We start from the raw sequence: 18,023 nt of genomic DNA, 5'->3' as shown, positions 1-18,023 counted from the left end.
TTATTTCTTCTTAGGTCTCTTTGCACCGTACTTGGAGCGGCTTTGCATACGGCCATCAACACCGGCAGTATCAAGAGCACCACGAACGATGTGGTAACGAACACCAGGCAAATCCTTTACACGACCGCCACGAATCAAAACAACGCTGTGTTCTTGCAAGTTGTGGCCGATACCTGGGATATAAGCCGTAACTTCGATCAAGTTGGACAAACGAACACGAGCGTACTTACGCAAAGCTGAGTTAGGCTTCTTTGGTGTCATCGTACCAACACGAGTAGCAACCCCACGTTTTTGAGGAGCAGGATTGTTTGTTTGAACTTTCTTGTAACTATTGTACCCAAAGTTTAAAGCTGGGGAATTAGATTTTGAACCTTTAGATTGACGACCTTTACGGACCAATTGGTTAATTGTAGGCATCTAAAGCTTCCTCCTTCCTGATTTCAGATTGATTTTTTAAGTACACACATCCAGGAGTTTCTTTTTTGCTTTTAAAAAAAGAACGTCCTAATGTACGCCTTGCTTTGTGCTAACTTGCTCACAGCCAGCACGATCTCGATTTCTCGAGAGAACTGTTCACATAAAGCACCTTGTATAGAGTACCACGCTTTTATGGCCAGTGTCAAATCTATTTTCAATTTTTTCTTCATAAAGCAAATTTTTTTAAGCATTTTGCGACTTTAGTTATCGAGGTGATAATTTTGCTGTTGATTTTTCTGATTGCCTTTTTTATCGGCGCATCCCTTGCGTCCTTTGCCGGCTGCGTCGCCTGGCGTTTTGCAAACAACGTCCACCAAACGATTCCGCGTTCGTTTTGTGAAAATTGCAGACATGCGCTTTGCTTTTGGCAATTGATTCCAGTTGTCGGATACTTGCTTCAAGGCGGAAGGTGCGCATTTTGCAAGCATAAGATTCCTGGCCATGAGACGCTGATTGAAATTGTGTTCGGACTTTTTTGCGGAAAGATTTTTTTGCTTCATCCGGATTCCCCCAACCTGCTCACTCTGTTTCTTTCAGCCTGGCTGCTTTTTTTGGCCTGGACGGACGCCTTGAAGTTTTGCGTGCCGGCTGCTTCGCTTTATGGTGGCGGAGCGCTGCTTCTTTTATGCCGTATCGATGCTCTTGCGCAAAGAGATGCCATCGATTGGTGTTTTTTACTGTTGCTCTTTTGTTTGATGAAACTATTTGAACAAAAGCAAATGTTCGGAGCAGCAGATACTTTCGTCTGCTTGATTTTGAGCGTTCTTTTCGGCATTCAGAATTTTTGCTTCCTATTGTTTCTTTCGTGCTGTCTGATTATCCTTCATTATGCTTTTTTCCACCAAAAAATGCTGCCCTTCATCCCTTTTATCTTATGCTCGTACTTATTTTTCGGTTGTTTCTTCCCCCAGGTAATTAATGTATAATAATTTTGATTAATCTTTGGAGGAATCATTATGACGTACAGAATTTTGATTGACTGCGATCCGGGAATCGATGATGCCTGTGCTCTTTCGTGCGCACTGACGGATCCGGAAATATCTTTGGAATTGATTACGACTGTTGCCGGAAACGTTGCTGTCGACAAAACGACCAAAAATGCGCTGCGCCTGGTCGAATTTTTCAACAAAGACGTGCCTGTCGCTGCCGGAGCCAGGAAACCGCTGCTAAAACAACTTGAAGATGCTTCCGAAGTCCATGGCGAATCGGGCATCGATGGCTATGATTTTGGCGAACCTTCGATTAAGCCATTCTCAGATGATGCCGTTTCAATTTTGAAAGACAAGCTTTTGCATAGCAACGTTCCGCTGACGATCATTGCAACCGGTTCTTTCACCAACCTCGGTCTTTTGCTTTCGCTTTACCCCGAGGTCAAACCAAAAATCAAAGAGTTCATCTTGATGGGAGGATCTCTTGCCCAAGGAAACATGACAAGCGTTGCCGAGTTCAATGTTTTCACTGACCCGCATGCGGCCAGAATCGTTTTTTCATCAGGAATCAAGACAACCATGATTGGGCTTGACTGCACGCTGTCCGGAAGAATTTCCGATGAAACAAAAGATAAGATCAAGCTCTTGGGCAAAGCCGGAAACATGCTTGCCTCAATCATCGAACGCGACATCGATCATGATGAAACGGGCACTGCCATCCATGATTTGCAAACCATTTTTTATTTGCTGCATCCTGAAAGATTCACGGACAAAAAATTTTGGGTTGACGTTGTTTGTGAAGGACCCGCCATCGGCGCAACCGTTGCGGATATCAGAAAGGCATACCACGACAAGACAAACGTCAACGTTTGCCTTGATGTGGACACCGATGCATTCAACAAGTGGTTCCTGGAAGAAGTCGAAAAAAATATGCAGTAGCTTTTCGGCTCTGAATTTTTTATAATCAGATACAAAAAAACGACTGGAAAATTTCCAGTCGTTTTTCTTTTAATCTTCGCTGTTCAAATTGTTGGCTTTGGCAACATCTTCCAAGGTAGAAACGCCGTCATCTTTGAGTGAATAAACGCCGCTTGCAACTTTAGCAGGAGCATCTTCTTCAGGGACGATGTCACGATATTTCTTCATGCCAGTACCGGCAGGAATAATCTTACCGATAATGACGTTTTCCTTAAGGCCAACCAACGGATCGTTCTTGCCGCGGATTGCAGCATCCGTCAAGACACGAGTTGTTTCCTGGAATGAAGCAGCAGACAAGAAACTGTTTGTTTCCAAGGAAGCCTTCGTAATTCCAAGAAGAACGGGACGTGCCGTTGCCGGAATTCCGCCATTAACAAGTGTTTCAACGTTGTTGTCCTTGAAGTCGTTGAGATCAAGCAACGTACCAGGGAGCATGTTCGTGTTGCCAGGATCCATGATGCGAACTTTTCTGAGCATTTGACGAGCCATAACTTCGATATGCTTATCAGAAATTTCAACACCTTGCATACGGTAAACCTTTTGAACTTCACGCAAAATGTAGTTTTCGGTTGAAAGAACGTCACGAACCTTGATCAATTCCTTCGGATCGATTGAACCGACCGTCAACGGATCGCCACGGTGCACGCTGTCGCCTTCAGCAACCTTAAGCACGGCCGTAAACGGAATGTTGTACGTGCGTTCATCCGTATCGCCCTTGACCGTAACGACTTTCGTACGTTCTGCCGGATTTTCTTCAACGCTTTCGACGATACCAGTAACTTCAGTAATCGTCGCACGACCTTTAGGATTGCGTGCTTCAAAAATTTCCTGAACACGAGGAAGACCTTGCGTAATATCGTCACCGGCAACACCACCAGTGTGGAACGTACGCATCGTCAACTGAGTACCGGGTTCACCGATTGACTGAGCAGCCACTGTACCGACGGCTTCACCGACTTCAACTTCGTCGCCGGTGGCCATGTTGCGACCATAGCAATGTTCGCAGACACCGTGACGCGTGTTGCACGTGAAGGCAGAACGAATCGTAACTTGCTCTACACCTGCATCAACAACCTTTTGTGCAAGTTCTTCATCCATCATCACGTTGGCAGGAACGATGACTTCGCCTGTCTTAGGATCCTTGACGGACTTCATTGTGTAACGACCAAGAATACGATCATAGAGCGGTTCAATCATTTCGTTTCCTTCACGAATTGCAGTTACGTCAAGGCCGCGGTCCGTTCCGCAATCAGTTTCACGAATGATGACATCTTGAGCAACGTCAACAAGACGACGTGTCAAGTAACCGGAATCGGCAGTCTTCAGAGCCGTATCGGTCATACCCTTACGAGCACCGTGAGTCGAAATGAACATTTCCATCACTGACAAGCCTTCACGGAAGTTGGCAATAACAGGAAGTTCCATCGTCTTGCCGTTAGGAGCGGCCATCAAGCCACGCATGCCGGCAAGCTGCGTAAAGTTCGAGATGTTGCCACGAGCACCGGAATCACTCATCATTTGGATAGGGTTGGAAGGATCCATGTTTTCAATCAGTTTGGCTTGAATCTTATCTTTTGCTTCATTCCAAATAGCGATAACACGGTTGTAGCGTTCGTCTTCCGTAATCAAACCGCGACGGAACTGTTTTGCGACGTTGGCAACTTCCTTGTGGGCATTGTCGATGATTTCAGGCTTTTCCTTCAAATCAGTAACGTCGGCAATTCCGACAGTCAAACCTGACTTCGTTGACTCGTAATAGCCCAAATCCTTCATTCTGTCCAAAAGTTCCGCAGTCGCCGTAACTTTGTAATCCTTGTAGACTTGCGCAATGATATCTGACAAGAAGCCTGATTTGAACGGTCCGACAAGTTCATGGTTCTTCAAGTATTCATGAATGTCTTCGCCAGGTTCGAGGAAGTACTTGTCAGGAGTACCAACAGTCAAGTTTTCTTCAGAAGGTTCGTTCAAGTATGGAAAATCATCAGGCAAGATCTCATTGAAGATTGCCTTGCCGGCAGTCGTTACGAGGATGCGCCCTTTTTGGAAATCAGTAAACGGCTTGCCTGCCTCTGCCAATGAAGATGTCTGCAACCCGATCCGCGTATGCAAGTGAACATAGTTGTTTTGGTATGCGGTTCTGACTTCGTTGACGTCTTTGAAAATCATGCCTTCGCCTTCACGATTTGCTTCTTCAATCGTAATATAGTAGTTACCGATCGTCATATCCTGAGATGGCGAAATGATTGGCTTACCATCTTTAGGCGCCAAAATATGGTGAGCAGCAAGCATCAGCAAACGTGCTTCAGCCTGAGCTTCATCTGACAACGGAACGTGGATGGCCATTTGGTCACCGTCAAAATCGGCGTTGTAAGCTTCGCAGGCAAGCGGATGAAGACGCATGGCTTTTCCGTCGACAAGCGTTGGCTCAAAGGCCTGAATTCCCAAACGGTGGAGCGTAGGGGCACGGTTCAACAGAACCGGATGTTCTTTGATAACGTCTTCCAAAACATCCCAGATGTCGTCGTCGCGTCGATCAATCTTTCGCTTGGCATTCTTAATGTTTGATGCCATTCCGCGTTTTACGAGCTCATGCATCATGAACGGCTTGAACAATTCAAGCGCCATTTCGTGAGGAATGCCCATTTGGTTAAGCTTAAGCTTAGGACCAACGTCGATAACAGAACGTCCTGAATAATCGACACGCTTACCAAGAAGGTTTTGACGGAAACGACCTTGTTTACCTTTAAGCATGTGCGACAATGACTTGAGGGGACGATTGCCGGGACCCGTAACGGGACGACCGCGACGACCGTTATCAATCAAAGCGTCGACAGCTTCCTGCAGCATACGCTTTTCATTTTGAACAATGATGCCAGGTGCATGAAGTTCAAGCAGACGTTTCAAACGATTGTTACGGTTGATGACGCGACGATACAAATCGTTCAGATCAGAAGTAGCAAAACGTCCGCCTTCCAATTGAACCATTGGGCGAAGATCAGGCGGGATAACAGGAATCGCATCCATGACCATCCATTCAGGACTGTTGCCGGAGCTCAAAAATGCTTCCAAAATATCCAAACGACGTACGGCGCGTGTACGTTTTTGACCCGTAGCTTCTTTCAATTCTTCCTTAAGTTCTGCACATTCTTTTTCAAGATCAACATCTCGAAGCAAAGTGCGAATTGCTTCGGCACCCATTGCGGCCTTAAATGACTGACCGTATTCCTGGCGCTTTTCGCGATATTCGCCTTCGGTCATGAGTTGTTTCTTTTCAAGGGGCGAATCACCCGGATCAGTAACAACGTAAGAAGCAAAGTAGATTACTTCTTCAAGGGCGCGAGGACTCATGTCAAGCACAAGACCCATGCGACTTGGAATCCCTTTGAAATACCAAATGTGCGTTACCGGTGCTGCAAGTTCAATATGACCCATACGTTCACGACGAACTTTTGAACGAGTAACTTCAACGCCGCAACGATCGCAGACAATGCCCTTGTAGCTGACTTTCTTGTACTTGCCGCAAGCACATTCCCAGTCTTTTGTTGGTCCAAAAATTCGTTCATCGAACAGACCGTCTTTTTCTGGTTTCAACGTACGATAGTTGATTGTTTCAGGCTTCTTAACTTCACCGTAAGACCAGCTGCGGATCTTATCGGATGAAGCCAGACCTATTTGCATACTATCGAATTTATTGACATCGATCAAAGGACCGACCTCCCTTTTCCATAATTCTTAACTGATTATAATTCAGACTTTGTTTCTTCTTCAGTGTTTTCTGCTTCTTGCTTTTCTTCTTTTTCATGCGATAACTTGGCTAAAGCATCAACGTTGACGACCTCATCGTCTTCTTCGTCCATATCGCGCAATTCGATTTCTTGCTTTTTAGAATCAAGAACCTTCATATCAAGTCCCAATGCCTGCAATTCCTTTACAAGAACGCGGAATGATTCAGGAACGCCAGGTTGCGGAATTTGTTCGCCCTTAACGATAGCTTCATATGTCTTAACGCGTCCGACAACGTCATCAGACTTGTAAGTCAAGATTTCCTGCAGCGTGTAGGCAGCACCGTACGCTTCAAGCGCCCAAACTTCCATTTCACCGAAACGCTGTCCACCAAATTGAGCTTTACCGCCAAGAGGTTGTTGCGTAACAAGTGAGTATGGTCCGATCGAACGTGCGTGAATCTTGTCATCGACCATGTGAGCCAGTTTCATGTAGTACATGACGCCGACGGCAATTCGGTTGTCAAACGGTTCACCGGTACGACCGTCATACAAGATCGACTTTCCATCAGAAGGAAGACCTGCTTCCTTCAAGGCATTCCAAATATCTTCATCACGAGCACCATCGAAAACAGGTGACGTTACGTGAATGCCAAGCTTGCGAGCAGCCATCCCCAAGTGAAGATCGAGTACCTGACCGATATTCATACGTGATGGAACGCCCATTGGCGAAAGCATGATATCGATTGGAGTGCCATCAGGCATAAACGGCATGTCTTCTTCAGGGATAACGACGGAAACCGTACCTTTGTTGCCGTGACGGCCGGCCATCTTGTCACCGACTTGAAGCTTGCGTTTTTGTGCAATATAAACACGAACCATCATATTTACGCCAGGTGCCAATTCGTCGCCTGCTTCACGAGTGAAGATTTTGACGTCTTGGACGATCCCGCCGCCGCCATGAGGAACGCGAAGAGAAGTATCACGTACTTCACGCGCCTTTTCGCCAAAGATTGCGTGTAAGAGGCGTTCTTCGGCTGAAAGCTCCGTCACACCTTTCGGAGTTACCTTGCCGACCAAAATGTCGCCATCCTTAACTTCGGCACCGACACGAATAATCCCGAATTCATCGAGGTTCTTCAATGCGTCTTCACCAACATTAGGAATTTCGCGAGTCATTTCTTCAGGTCCGAGTTTCGTATCACGCGCCTCTGATTCATGTTCTTCGATGTGAATCGACGTATAAACGTCTTCTTTAACCAAACGTTCATTGATTGCAATCGCATCTTCGAAGTTGTAGCCATCCCATGTCATGAAGGCGATCAGCGGATTTTGACCCAAGGCAAGTTCGCCTTGTTCCATTGAAGGACCATCTGCCAAAACTTCATCTGCATCAACGTAATCACCAACGCGAACAATCGGTGTCTGGTTATAGTTTTTGCCGCCGTTAGAGCGACGGAACTTCATCAACTTGTATGAATCAAGCGCTCCGTCTTCACGGCGAACCCTGATTTCTCTGGCATCTACATATTCAATCGTTCCGGCATGTTCTGCAATCAAAGCATCTCCGGAGTCATGAGCAGCCTTATATTCGATACCGGTACCGACAAGCGGTGCGTGCGGCTTAATCAAAGGAACCGCCTGACGCTGCATGTTGGCACCCATCAAAGCACGGTTGGAATCATCGTTTTCCAAGAAAGGAATACATGCCGTTGCAACAGCAACTACCTGCTTAGGCGAAACGTCCATGTAGTCAACCTTGTCAACTGAAATTTCAATGTTTTCATCCTTGCTGCGAGCCATAACGACCGGATCTACAAAAGAACCGTCATCATTAAGCGGAGAGTTGGCTTGCGCAACAACGTAATTATCTTCTTCATCGGCTGTCAGATAGTCAATCTTGTCCGTAACTTTGTGCGTATCCCATGAAACGCGACGATAAGGCGTTTCAACAAAGCCGTACTTGTTGACGTGAGCATATGTCGACAAACTGTTGATCAACCCGATGTTAGGACCTTCAGGCGTTTCGATCGGGCACATGCGACCATAGTGAGTATAGTGAACGTCACGAACTTCATATCCGGCACGGTCACGAGTCAAACCGCCAGGTCCCAGGGCTGACAAACGACGCTTATGCGTAAGTTCGCCGAGAGGATTCGTCTGATCCATGAACTGCGACAGCTGGGAACTTCCGAAGAATTCCTTGATTGAAGCTACGACAGGTCGAATATTGATCAACTGTTGCGGCGTAACCGTCGAGATATCTTGAATAGACATGCGTTCGCGAACGACGCGTTCCATTCTCGTCAAACCGATTCGGAATTGGTTTTGAAGCAATTCGCCAACGGAACGGATGCGACGGTTGCCCAAGTGGTCGATATCGTCAGTTGAGCCGAGACCTTCTTGCAAATTGAAGAAGTAGTTCATTGATGCCAAAATATCTGATGGCGTAATGTGCTTGTATTCCAAAGGAACGTTGCCGTTTCCGATCAAGTTGATGACTTCTTCAGGGTTGGTTTCCGAATAAACCTTGATGATTTGGAGCGTCATCGGTTCTTGAACAACGCCTTCTTCTGAAGGATGGAACGTGAACATCTTGAAATCGTCACGTTTCAAGTAAGGAGCAAGCTTTTCCATGATCGGTTTCGTAACGACTTCGCCGCTTTCGACGATAATCTCGCCCGTTTCAGGATCAGCCAGCGTTTCGGCCAAACGAGCGCCCAAAAGACGCGTCTTAAGGTCAAGCTTCTTATTAATCTTGTAACGACCGACTGCAGCAAGGTCATAGCGTTTCGGATCAAAGAAGCGCGCCGTCAGCAAGCTGCGTGAAGAATCAGCCGTCTTAGGTTCACCTGGACGCAAGCGTTCGTAGATATCCTTTAAGGATTCTTCAATGCGCGAATCTTCCGTATTCTTGTGAACGTCTTTTTCCAAAGTATTCATCAAGCAGTCGTTTTGCCCGAGAATTTCAATGATTTCAGAGTCCGTACCATACCCGAGCGCACGAACCAATTCCGTCAAAGGAATCTTGCGCGTCCTGTCGATACGCACGTATGAAATGTTTTTAGCATCCGTTTCATATTCAAGCCATGCGCCACGGTTAGGAATAACCGTCGTGCCGTATGTTTCACGACCGTTCTTATCCATTTCAGAGTTAAAGTAAACGCCTGGAGAACGAACAAGCTGAGAAACGATAACACGCTCTGCACCGTTGATAATGAATGTGCCTTGCTTCGTCATCAGTGGGAAATCACCGAAAAATACGTCTTGAGACTTGATTTCGCCGGTCTCCTTGTTAATCAAACGCAATGTTACGTGCAAAGGAGCTGAGTAGTTAGCATCATGCTCACGAGCCTCATCAACCGTATACTTAGGTTCCAATAATTGATAGTTTACGAATTCAAGCGACAATTTGCCGGCAAAGTCTTCGATTGGCATAATTTCCTCAAACATTTCGCGAAGTCCTTCATCCAAGAACCACTTGTATGAATCCGTCTGGATCTCAATCAAGTTTGGCAATTCAAGAACTTCTTTAATTCGAGAATAACTTCTGCGCACACGGTGCTTGCCATATTTTACTAAATGTCCTGCCAAGTTGTTCACCTCTCCAAAAATTTGCTGTGAAATTAAACGCCATTGAAATATTACATTTGTGTTACAAATGATCTTTTTTCAATTTTCTGCATGAATTTTGGCAAAAAAAAACCAAAAACAGTTCTGTTTAACTTGAATAAACCTCACTATTTTTGCTTCTTCTTTTGCTCAACATGGACAATATATCACATTGAGCATCTAAATTCACAGTTTTATGCATTTACATATTTTAACAACAAGCCAACAGATTGTCAAGCATTCAGCCAAAACATCTGACGACTGCCAACGAAATAATTCCCACAACCACGACGACCATCAAACTTTTTGAAACGGCTGCTGCCAAAACAGTCGGTAGCGTATCGGTTACTCCCGTCTTGACGTCAAGTTCATCATTCACGCAAACCACCCCCGTAGTGTATTGTTTACAACAATACACCAATATTCGGGCGATTTCCACAATTTTTTGAAAACACCGTCGATTTGTCAAAAAAGGGCTGAGAAAAAACTCTGTCTCAAATTGAAAAACCGGATCAGATTTGCAATCATTTGCAAATCTGATCCGGTTTTTCGAATGCATGACGCTTGCTATGATGGAAATAACCCAAAATAGTTTGGCTGTAAATTCGACTGTGAGCTTGACGCGCTGATTTGTCAGACGCTGCATTTGGCAAAAGCTCTGCCGTTTACGGACACATTGATGAAAATTGACGATTTGTCCGTAAATTTGAGTGAGATCTTGGATAAATAAGTTGAGCAGCACTGCGACTTGCTATTTGGCAGTCTGTTTTTTAACGGCTGCTTTTTTTTCGCTGTCTTCTTTAGGCGTATTGACCGTCAAAGTAATTTTGCCCTTTTTGGCACCAATCGTGACCGTGTCTCCGATCTGAATCTTTCCTTGAAGCAATGCGTCACTCAAAAGATCCTCAACTTCGGTCTGCAACGCCCGTCTGATCGGTCGAGCACCATATTCGGGATCAAAGCCGGCTTTTGCGACGACTTCGATTGCCGCAGGAGTAACCTTGAGCTTGACCTTTTGCTCATCAATTCGTTTAATGACGTTTTTTGCCATCAACTTGACGATTTGGTGCAGCTCATCTTTTTCGAGTGAATGGAAGATGACGATTTCGTCAATTCTGTTTAAGAATTCAGGCCTGAAATGCTTCTTCAGCGATTCTCTGATTTTGGAAGACATTGCCTCATAATCATTTGAGAGATCGGTTGCACCGAATCCGACCGATTTTTCGTCACGTAATGCCGTTGCGCCAAGGTTAGACGTCATAATAATGATCGTGTTCCTGAAATTGACCTTTCGTCCTTTTGAATCCGTCAAATAGCCGTCATCCAACACTTGAAGCAAGATGTTGAAAACATCCGGATGGGCTTTTTCGACTTCATCAAGCAAAACGACCGAATAAGGCTTGTTGCGGACCTTTTCCGTCAGCTGTCCGCCTTCATCGTACCCGACGTATCCCGGAGGAGCCCCGATCAAACGACTGGTTGAATATTTCTCCATATATTCGCTCATATCGATTCTGATCATGGCGTCTTCCGAACCAAACATTGCTTCTGCCAAAGCCTTGGCAAGCTCGGTCTTTCCGACGCCTGTTGGTCCAAGAAACATGAATGACCCGATTGGGCGAGTCGGATCAGACAAACCGCTTCTTGCACGTCTGATTGCTTTCGACACGGCCTTGATAGCTTCATCTTGACCGACAACGCGCTTATGCAGAATTTTTTCCAAATTGATCAAACGTTCGCTTTCTGTTTTTGTCAGCTGCGTAACGGGCACTCCCGTCCACTCGGAAACGACCGTCGCAACGTCTTCTGCTGAAACAATTCCGGCGTACTCCTTCTTTTCGTCTTTTTTGCGCTTGGCTTCTTCGATTTTGGCAATCTTTTCTTTTGTCTTCAACGCCTGGTTGCGCAATTTTGCCGCCTCTTCAAATTTTTCGTCAAGCAATGCCTGCTCTTGTTTCTTGGCGATTTCGGACAATTCTTTGTTCAAATCCAGCAGCTTGACGTTTTTTCCTGCTTTAACGATTCGCAAACGTGCTGCCGCCTCATCCATCAAATCAATTGCCTTATCGGGCAAAAAGCGTTTCGTAATATAGCGACTGCTTAAGTGTACGGCTTCTTCCAAGGCCTCATCCGAAATTTTTACCTTATGGTGTTCTTCGTAGCGCGGACGAACTCCTTTCAAAATTTCCAATGCCGCCTCTTGGCTCGGTTCTTCAACGACAACGGTCGCAAAACGCCGTTCCAAGGCAGGATCTGATTCAACATACTTTTGATATTCATCAAGCGTCGTCGCTCCGATGACCTGCACTTCTCCTCTTGCAAGCGCAGGCTTTAAAATATTGGATGCGTCGATTGCTCCCTCAGCACCACCCGCACCAATGAGCGTGTGCATCTCATCAATAAATAAAATGACGTTTCCATCGTTGTAAACTTCTTCGAGAATCTTTTTCAAGCGATCTTCGAATTCGCCGCGATATTTAGTGCCGGCAACAAGCGATCCCATATCAAGCATCATCAAACGATCATTAAGCAAGTTTTCGGGAACGCAACCTTCGACGATGGCTTGTGCCAAGCCCTCAACAACCGCCGTTTTGCCAACGCCGGGTTCGCCTAAAAGAACCGGATTGTTTTTTGTCCTGCGACTCAAAATCTGGATAATCCGATTGACTTCTTTTTCGCGTCCGATTACGGGATCAATCATATTTTCAGCAGCCATCTCGGTCATGTCGCGACCAAGCTCGTCCAAGGTCGGCGTTTTTGATTTTCCTTGCTGTTCCTCAGCTTTTTTTGTCACGCGACGCAATTGACTTTGACTGATGCCGAGCTTGCGCAAAAGAATTTGTCGAAGTTTTTTGCAATCCACATGCAGACTGGTTAAAATTCGAGACGAAAGGATGTCCTCATCGCTCAACAATGCTAACAGAAAATGTTCGGTCCCGATTCTGACGGCCCCAGTCAAAAATGCCTGTTTCCTGGTTTCGTCCAAAACGGACTTGGCCTTTGGAGAATACGGCAAATAGTTGCTTGGCGACTGACGCAGCAAATTGCCGTACCCGGCTAAGCGTTCGATTTCTCGACGAACATCGCCTGGCGTCACCATCGCTTGTTTTAAGACCTGACCTGCCACGCCTTTGTCTTCGATCGTCAATGCCAAGAGCAAGTGTTCGGTCCCGATTGCCTGATGTCTGAAATAATTTGCCTGTTCCTGCGCAATCGCCATTACGCGTTTTGCGCTGTCAGTATATAAATCGTCCATGGAATTACCTTCCTTCTTTAGTATTGTCAGTCAGCACACTTCAGCCTGTTGATAACGCTCTTTAAAATACGTGCGCGCACGATATCCTCGATCTCATGGTCGCTGAAGGCCAAAACATTGCGATTAAACGTGCTTAAAATAAGATTTGCTTCTCTTCTGTTCAAAAAATGATTCTCATACAGAGCTTGAACCACCTTGAAAGCATCCGTTTCCGTTATCGATTCTCCGGTATATTCGATTAATTCATTTAAATATTCCGCATCATCGACCAAATCAACTTTCTCAATCCTGATGTATCCTCCGCCTCCGCGCTTGCTTTCAACCAAATAACCATTTTGAACCGTAAAACGCGTTTTGATTACATAGTTGATTTGTGACGGAACGCAGTCAAATTGCTGAGCTATTTCCGAACGCTTAATTTCAATTGAAGGCGACTCTTTTAAGATGCTTTTCAAATATTGCTCAATTATATCAGAAATATTCCGATTCTGCATATTCTACCACCTTTCTTCGCGTTTTGACTATGTTTGACTATTATTATAGACGCGTCAGGTGTCATTTTGCAATCAATATCCCTCGTTAGTCGCATGAAAACACGTTTTGATCTCGCAATTGCAGGCATTTTTCAACCTGTGATAACTACAATTAATTATAGTCTTTTCGGACCATTTTTGCACCATGATTTATAATGCGAGACGAGCAGCAATCAATCTCAACTATTGAAAAATACAGGGCTTCTACAAAATTAAGAAACAAAAAAATTTCTTTGTCTGAACCATGGGTATGCTGGTGAATCAAACAAGCTTATAATTAAAAATCCAGGATGCGATTTATATAATCTTTGCATCCTGGACACTATCGCAACAATCGTTGTTGCAAACCGTTTTACTCAAATCGGGAAAACAGGATTTGAACCTGCGACCCCCACGTCCCGAACGTGGTGCTCTACCAAGCTGAGCTATTTCCCGGTAACCATAATCTATTATAGTATTTTAAAACTGATTTTGCACTATATTTATCGCAAAATATTAAAAAAATAGAACACTCGCAATCAATCAGTTTAATGATCGATTACAAAAAAAGGTCGGCATAAATCCAGCCACGATCTATTTAAATCGGGAAAACAGGATTCGAACCTGCGACCCCCTGGTCCCAAACCAGGTGCTCTACCAAACTGAGCTATTTCCCGATAACCGGTCAATCAAATTATGACCACTAAAAAATGCACCCAGTAGGAGTCGAACCTACAACCTTCTGATTCGTAGTCAGACACTCTATCCAGTTGCGCTATGGGTGCATATCAATATATTAAATTATATAATGCCGAGGACCGGGATCGAACCGGTACGGTAATCACTTACCGCAGGATTTTAAGTCCTGTGCGTCTGCCAATTCCGCCACCCCGGCATATTCTTTGATGAACTGGCATAAGCGGAAGACGGGATTCGAACCCGCGACCCCCACCATGGCAAGGTGATGTTCTACCACTGAACTACTTCCGCATTCTGGTGCCGACTAGAGGATTCGAACCTCCGACCCTCTGATTACAAATCAGATGCTCTGCCAGCTGAGCTAAGTCGGCATAATAAATAAAATGGTGCGGGTGAAGGGACTTGAACCCCCACGTCAAAAGACACTAGAACCTAAATCTAGCGCGTCTGCCAATTCCGCCACACCCGCAAAACCGACTATGAGTCGTGACAGGCTCGAACTGTCGACCCTCTGATTAAAAGTCAGATGCTCTACCGACTGAGCTAACGACTCATAAATGGAGGATACAGGGCTCGAACCTGTGACCCTCTGCTTGTAAGGCAGACGCTCTCCCAACTGAGCTAATCCTCCATATCGCAACGTGNCCAACGTCCTACCCTCACAGGGGGCGATCCCCCAACTACTCTCGGCGCTATGGAGCTTGACTTCTGTGTTCGGAATGGGAACAGGTATATCCTCCATGCCATCATCACCACACTATTTTCCTTGAGAAAACCTTGTTCTCTCAAAACTAGACAATATTCACTTCTCTTTTCAAGAACCTGCGTTTTTTTGGTTAAGTCCTCGACCGATTAGTAATGGTCCGCTCCATGCGTCGCCGCACTTCCACTTCCATCCTATCTACCTGATCATCTCTCAGGGGTCTTAACTCCATAAAGGAGTGGGAAATCTTATCTCGAGGTGAGTTTCGCACTTAGATGCTTTCAGCGTTTATCTCATCCATACATAGCTACCCAGCGATGCCCTTGGCAGAACAACTGGTACACCAGCGGTATGTCCATCCCGGTCCTCTCGTACTAAGGACAGATCCTCTCAAATTTCCTGCGCCCGCGACGGATAGGGACCGAACTGTCTCACGACGTTCTGAACCCAGCTCGCGTACCGCTTTAATGGGCGAACAGCCCAACCCTTGGGACCGACTACAGCCCCAGGATGCGATGAGCCGACATCGAGGTGCCAAACCTCCCCGTCGATGTGGACTCTTGGGGGAGATAAGCCTGTTATCCCCAGGGTAGCTTTTATCCGTTGAGCGATGGCCCTTCCATGCGGAACCACCGGATCACTAAGCCCGACTTTCGTCCCTGCTCGACTTGTAGGTCTCGCAGTCAAGCTCCCTTATGCCTTTACACTCTGCGAATGATTTCCAACCATTCTGAGGGAACCTTTGGGCGCCTCCGTTACCTTTTAGGAGGCGACCGCCCCAGTCAAACTGCCCACCTGACACTGTCTCCCGCCGTGATTGCCGGCGTGGGTTAGAGTGTTCATACAACGAGGGTAGTATCCCACCGATGCCTCCGTCGAAACTAGCGTCCCGACTTCTACGGCTCCTACCTATCCTGTACAAGTTGTACAAACACCCAATATCAAGCTACAGTAAAGCTCCATGGGGTCTTTCCGTCCTGTCGCGGGTAACCCGCATCTTCACGGGTATTATAATTTCACCGAGTCTCTCGTTGAGACAGTGCCCAGATCGTTACGCCTTTCGTGCGGGTCGGAACTTACCCGACAAGGAATTTCGCTACCTTAGGACCGTTATAGTTACGGCCGCCGTTTACTGGGGCTTCAATTCTGAGCTTCGCTTGCGCTAACCCATCCTCTTAACCTTCCAGCACCGGGCAGGCGTCAGCCCCTATACTTCATCTTACGATTTTGCAGAAACCTGTGTTTTTGATAAACAGTCGCCTGGGCCTATTCACTGCGGCTGATCTTGCGATCAGCACCCCTTCTCCCGAAGTTACGGGGTCATTTTGCCGAGTTCCTTAACGAGAGTTCTCTCGCTCACCTTGGTCTTCTCGACCCGACTACCTGTGTCGGTTTGCGGTACGGGCGGTCTGATTCTAACTAGAAGCTTTTCTTGGCAGTGTGACGTCGCTCACTTAGAACGATAAATCGTTCATCCCCGTCACAGCTTGTCCTTGAGCCGGCAAGCATTTGACTCGCCGACAGACTTGCTGCTTGGACGCACATCCGATAGTGCGCATCGTTAGCCTCTTGCGTCCCTCCGTTGCTCAAACAAATCAGACCGGTACGGGAATATCAACCCGTTGTCCATCGCCTACGCCTCTCGGCCTCAGCTTAGGTCCCGACTAACCCTGGGAGGACGAGCCTTCCCCAGGAAACCTTAGTCATTCGGTGGACAGGATTCTCACCTGTCTTTCGCTACTCATACCGGCATTCTCACTTCTAAGCGCTCCACCGGTCCTTACGGTCCGGCTTCACCGCCCTTAGAACGCTCTCCTACCATGCAGCAAAGCTGCATCCACGATTTCGGTAATGTGTTTAGCCCCGTTACATTTTCGGCGCAGGATCACTCGACTAGTGAGCTATTACGCACTCTTTAAATGGTGGCTGCTTCTGAGCCAACATCCTAGTTGTCTGTGCAATTCCACATCCTTTTCCACTTAACACATATTTAGGGACCTTAATCGGTGGTCTGGGCTGTTTCCCTTTCGACTACGGATCTTATCACTCGCAGTCTGACTCCCGGATATAAATCAGTGGCATTCGGAGTTTATCTGAATTCAGTAACCCAAGACGGGCCCCTAGTCCAAACAGTGCTCTACCTCCACGATTCTCAACTCCGAGGCTAGCCCTAAAGCTATTTCGGAGAGAACCAGCTATCTCCAAGTTCGATTGGAATTTCACCGCTACCCACACCTCATCCCAGCATTTTTCAACATACACGGGTTCGGTCCTCCAGTGCGTTTTACCGCACCTTCAACCTGGACATGGGTAGGTCACCTGGTTTCGGGTTTACACCAACGTACTCGTTCGCCCTGTTCAGACTCGCTTTCGCTGCGGCTCCGGCCTTTCCGCCTTAACCTCGCACGTTAGCATAACTCGCCGGTTCATTCTACAAAAGGCACGCCATCACCCGTTAACGGGCTCTGACTACTTGTAGGCACATGGTTTCAGGTACTCTTTCACTCCCCTCCCGGGGTGCTTTTCACCTTTCCCTCACGGTACTGGTTCACTATCGGTCACTAGGGAGTATTTAGCCTTGGGAGATGGTCCTCCCGGATTCCGACGGAGTTTCACGTGTTCCGCCGTACTCAGGATCCTGGACTGAGGAAACAACGTTTCGTTTACAGGGCTGTTACCTTCTCTGGCTGATCTTCCCATATCATTCGACTACGTTATTTCTTGGTAACTCAGATGTCCAGTCCTACAACCCCAGAGAGCAAGCTCTCTGGTTTGGGCTGTTCCCCGTTCGCTCGCCGCTACTTAGGGAATCGAATTTTCTTTCTCTTCCTGCGGGTACTTAGATGTTTCAGTTCCCCGCGTCTACCTTCAGCTCAACTATGAATTCATTGAGCGATAACAGGCAAAGCCTGTTGGGTTTCCCCATTCGGAAATCTCCGGATCACAGTCTACTTACGACTCCCCGAAGCATATCGCAGTTAGTCACGTCCTTCATCGGCTCCTAGTGCCAAGGCATCCACCATGCACCCTTAATAACTTAACCTATAATATTTATCTTGCGATAAACGGTTATGAGTTTTGCGATTAAGAACTAATTTCTTGTTTTAAACTCTTTAAAACGCGGTGTTCTCGGTT

Annotated in this window: 8 protein-coding genes, 9 tRNA genes, 2 rRNA genes and 1 pseudogene; 3 read left to right on the top strand and 17 right to left on the bottom strand. The window is 46.4% G+C overall.

Annotation, left to right across the window (positions count from 1 at the left end; translation table 11 throughout):
* A complete protein-coding gene (gene rpsL, locus LRC_RS01410) occupies positions 1 to 417 on the bottom strand; it encodes a 30S ribosomal protein S12 (protein WP_003692835.1) in 417 nt (138 codons plus the stop codon).
* A 272-nt stretch (positions 418 to 689) separates the two neighbouring features.
* Between rpsL and LRC_RS11785 the strand changes: the two are divergent.
* From LRC_RS11785 to rihC, 3 genes and pseudogenes are all read left to right on the top strand, one after another.
* Positions 690 to 908, top strand: a pseudogene (locus LRC_RS11785) (prepilin peptidase); the annotation flags it as partial.
* A 60-nt stretch (positions 909 to 968) separates the two neighbouring features.
* A complete protein-coding gene (locus LRC_RS11780) occupies positions 969 to 1,403 on the top strand; it encodes a hypothetical protein (RefSeq protein ID WP_235315735.1) in 435 nt (144 codons plus the stop codon).
* A gap of 30 nt (positions 1,404 to 1,433) precedes the next feature.
* A complete protein-coding gene (gene rihC / locus LRC_RS01400) occupies positions 1,434 to 2,345 on the top strand; it encodes a ribonucleoside hydrolase RihC (RefSeq protein WP_014072854.1) in 912 nt (303 codons plus the stop codon).
* Positions 2,346 to 2,414: 69 nt separating this feature from the next.
* On the opposite strand, the gene rpoC is transcribed toward rihC, so the two are convergent.
* The 16 genes from rpoC to LRC_RS01325 all read right to left on the bottom strand — a co-directional run bounded on the left by rpoC (position 2,415) and on the right by LRC_RS01325 (position 17,931).
* The gene (gene rpoC, locus LRC_RS01395; protein ID WP_041819799.1) at positions 2,415 to 6,089 is read right to left on the bottom strand and encodes a DNA-directed RNA polymerase subunit beta'; all 3,675 of its coding nucleotides are present in this window, start codon (positions 6,087 to 6,089) and stop codon (positions 2,415 to 2,417) included.
* Between the two features lie 35 nt (positions 6,090 to 6,124).
* Entirely contained in the window at positions 6,125 to 9,709 is a 3,585-nt protein-coding gene (gene rpoB, locus LRC_RS01390; protein ID WP_014072852.1) for a DNA-directed RNA polymerase subunit beta, read from the bottom strand.
* 250 nt (positions 9,710 to 9,959) lie between these two features.
* Entirely contained in the window at positions 9,960 to 10,097 is a 138-nt protein-coding gene (locus LRC_RS11485; protein ID WP_164477224.1) for a hypothetical protein, read from the bottom strand.
* 372 nt (positions 10,098 to 10,469) lie between these two features.
* Positions 10,470 to 12,974 carry an ATP-dependent Clp protease ATP-binding subunit gene (locus LRC_RS01385; RefSeq protein WP_014072850.1) on the bottom strand — a complete coding sequence of 835 codons (2,505 nt, stop codon included), beginning with the start codon at positions 12,972 to 12,974 and terminating at the stop codon, positions 10,470 to 10,472.
* Positions 12,975 to 13,000: 26 nt separating this feature from the next.
* Positions 13,001 to 13,468: a CtsR family transcriptional regulator gene (locus LRC_RS01380; RefSeq protein WP_003692821.1), complete on the bottom strand. Its 468-nt coding sequence runs from the start codon at positions 13,466 to 13,468 to the stop codon at positions 13,001 to 13,003.
* 400 nt (positions 13,469 to 13,868) lie between these two features.
* Positions 13,869 to 13,942: transfer RNA gene (locus LRC_RS01375), tRNA-Pro, on the bottom strand.
* 147 nt (positions 13,943 to 14,089) lie between these two features.
* Positions 14,090 to 14,163 (bottom strand) — tRNA-Pro (locus LRC_RS01370).
* A 34-nt stretch (positions 14,164 to 14,197) separates the two neighbouring features.
* Positions 14,198 to 14,271: transfer RNA gene (locus LRC_RS01365), tRNA-Arg, on the bottom strand.
* 24 nt (positions 14,272 to 14,295) lie between these two features.
* Positions 14,296 to 14,381, bottom strand: a tRNA-Leu gene (locus LRC_RS01360).
* Positions 14,382 to 14,404: 23 nt separating this feature from the next.
* A tRNA-Gly gene (locus tag LRC_RS01355) sits at positions 14,405 to 14,476 on the bottom strand.
* A gap of 4 nt (positions 14,477 to 14,480) precedes the next feature.
* Positions 14,481 to 14,556, bottom strand: a tRNA-Thr gene (locus tag LRC_RS01350).
* A 13-nt stretch (positions 14,557 to 14,569) separates the two neighbouring features.
* Positions 14,570 to 14,654 (bottom strand) — tRNA-Leu (locus LRC_RS01345).
* 11 nt (positions 14,655 to 14,665) lie between these two features.
* A tRNA-Lys gene (locus tag LRC_RS01340) sits at positions 14,666 to 14,738 on the bottom strand.
* Between the two features lie 5 nt (positions 14,739 to 14,743).
* Positions 14,744 to 14,816: transfer RNA gene (locus LRC_RS01335), tRNA-Val, on the bottom strand.
* Between the two features lie 8 nt (positions 14,817 to 14,824).
* Positions 14,825 to 14,942: ribosomal RNA gene (gene rrf / locus LRC_RS01330) — 5S ribosomal RNA — on the bottom strand.
* 75 nt (positions 14,943 to 15,017) lie between these two features.
* Positions 15,018 to 17,931: ribosomal RNA gene (locus LRC_RS01325) — 23S ribosomal RNA — on the bottom strand.
* Positions 17,932 to 18,023 lie beyond the last annotated feature (92 nt).

The sequence above is a fragment of the Ligilactobacillus ruminis ATCC 27782 genome (genome assembly GCF_000224985.1).
Lineage (GTDB): Bacteria > Bacillota > Bacilli > Lactobacillales > Lactobacillaceae > Ligilactobacillus > Ligilactobacillus ruminis.
The sequence above is the reverse complement of the archived record's forward strand: the minus strand, read 5'-3'. Positions and strand labels throughout refer to the sequence as shown.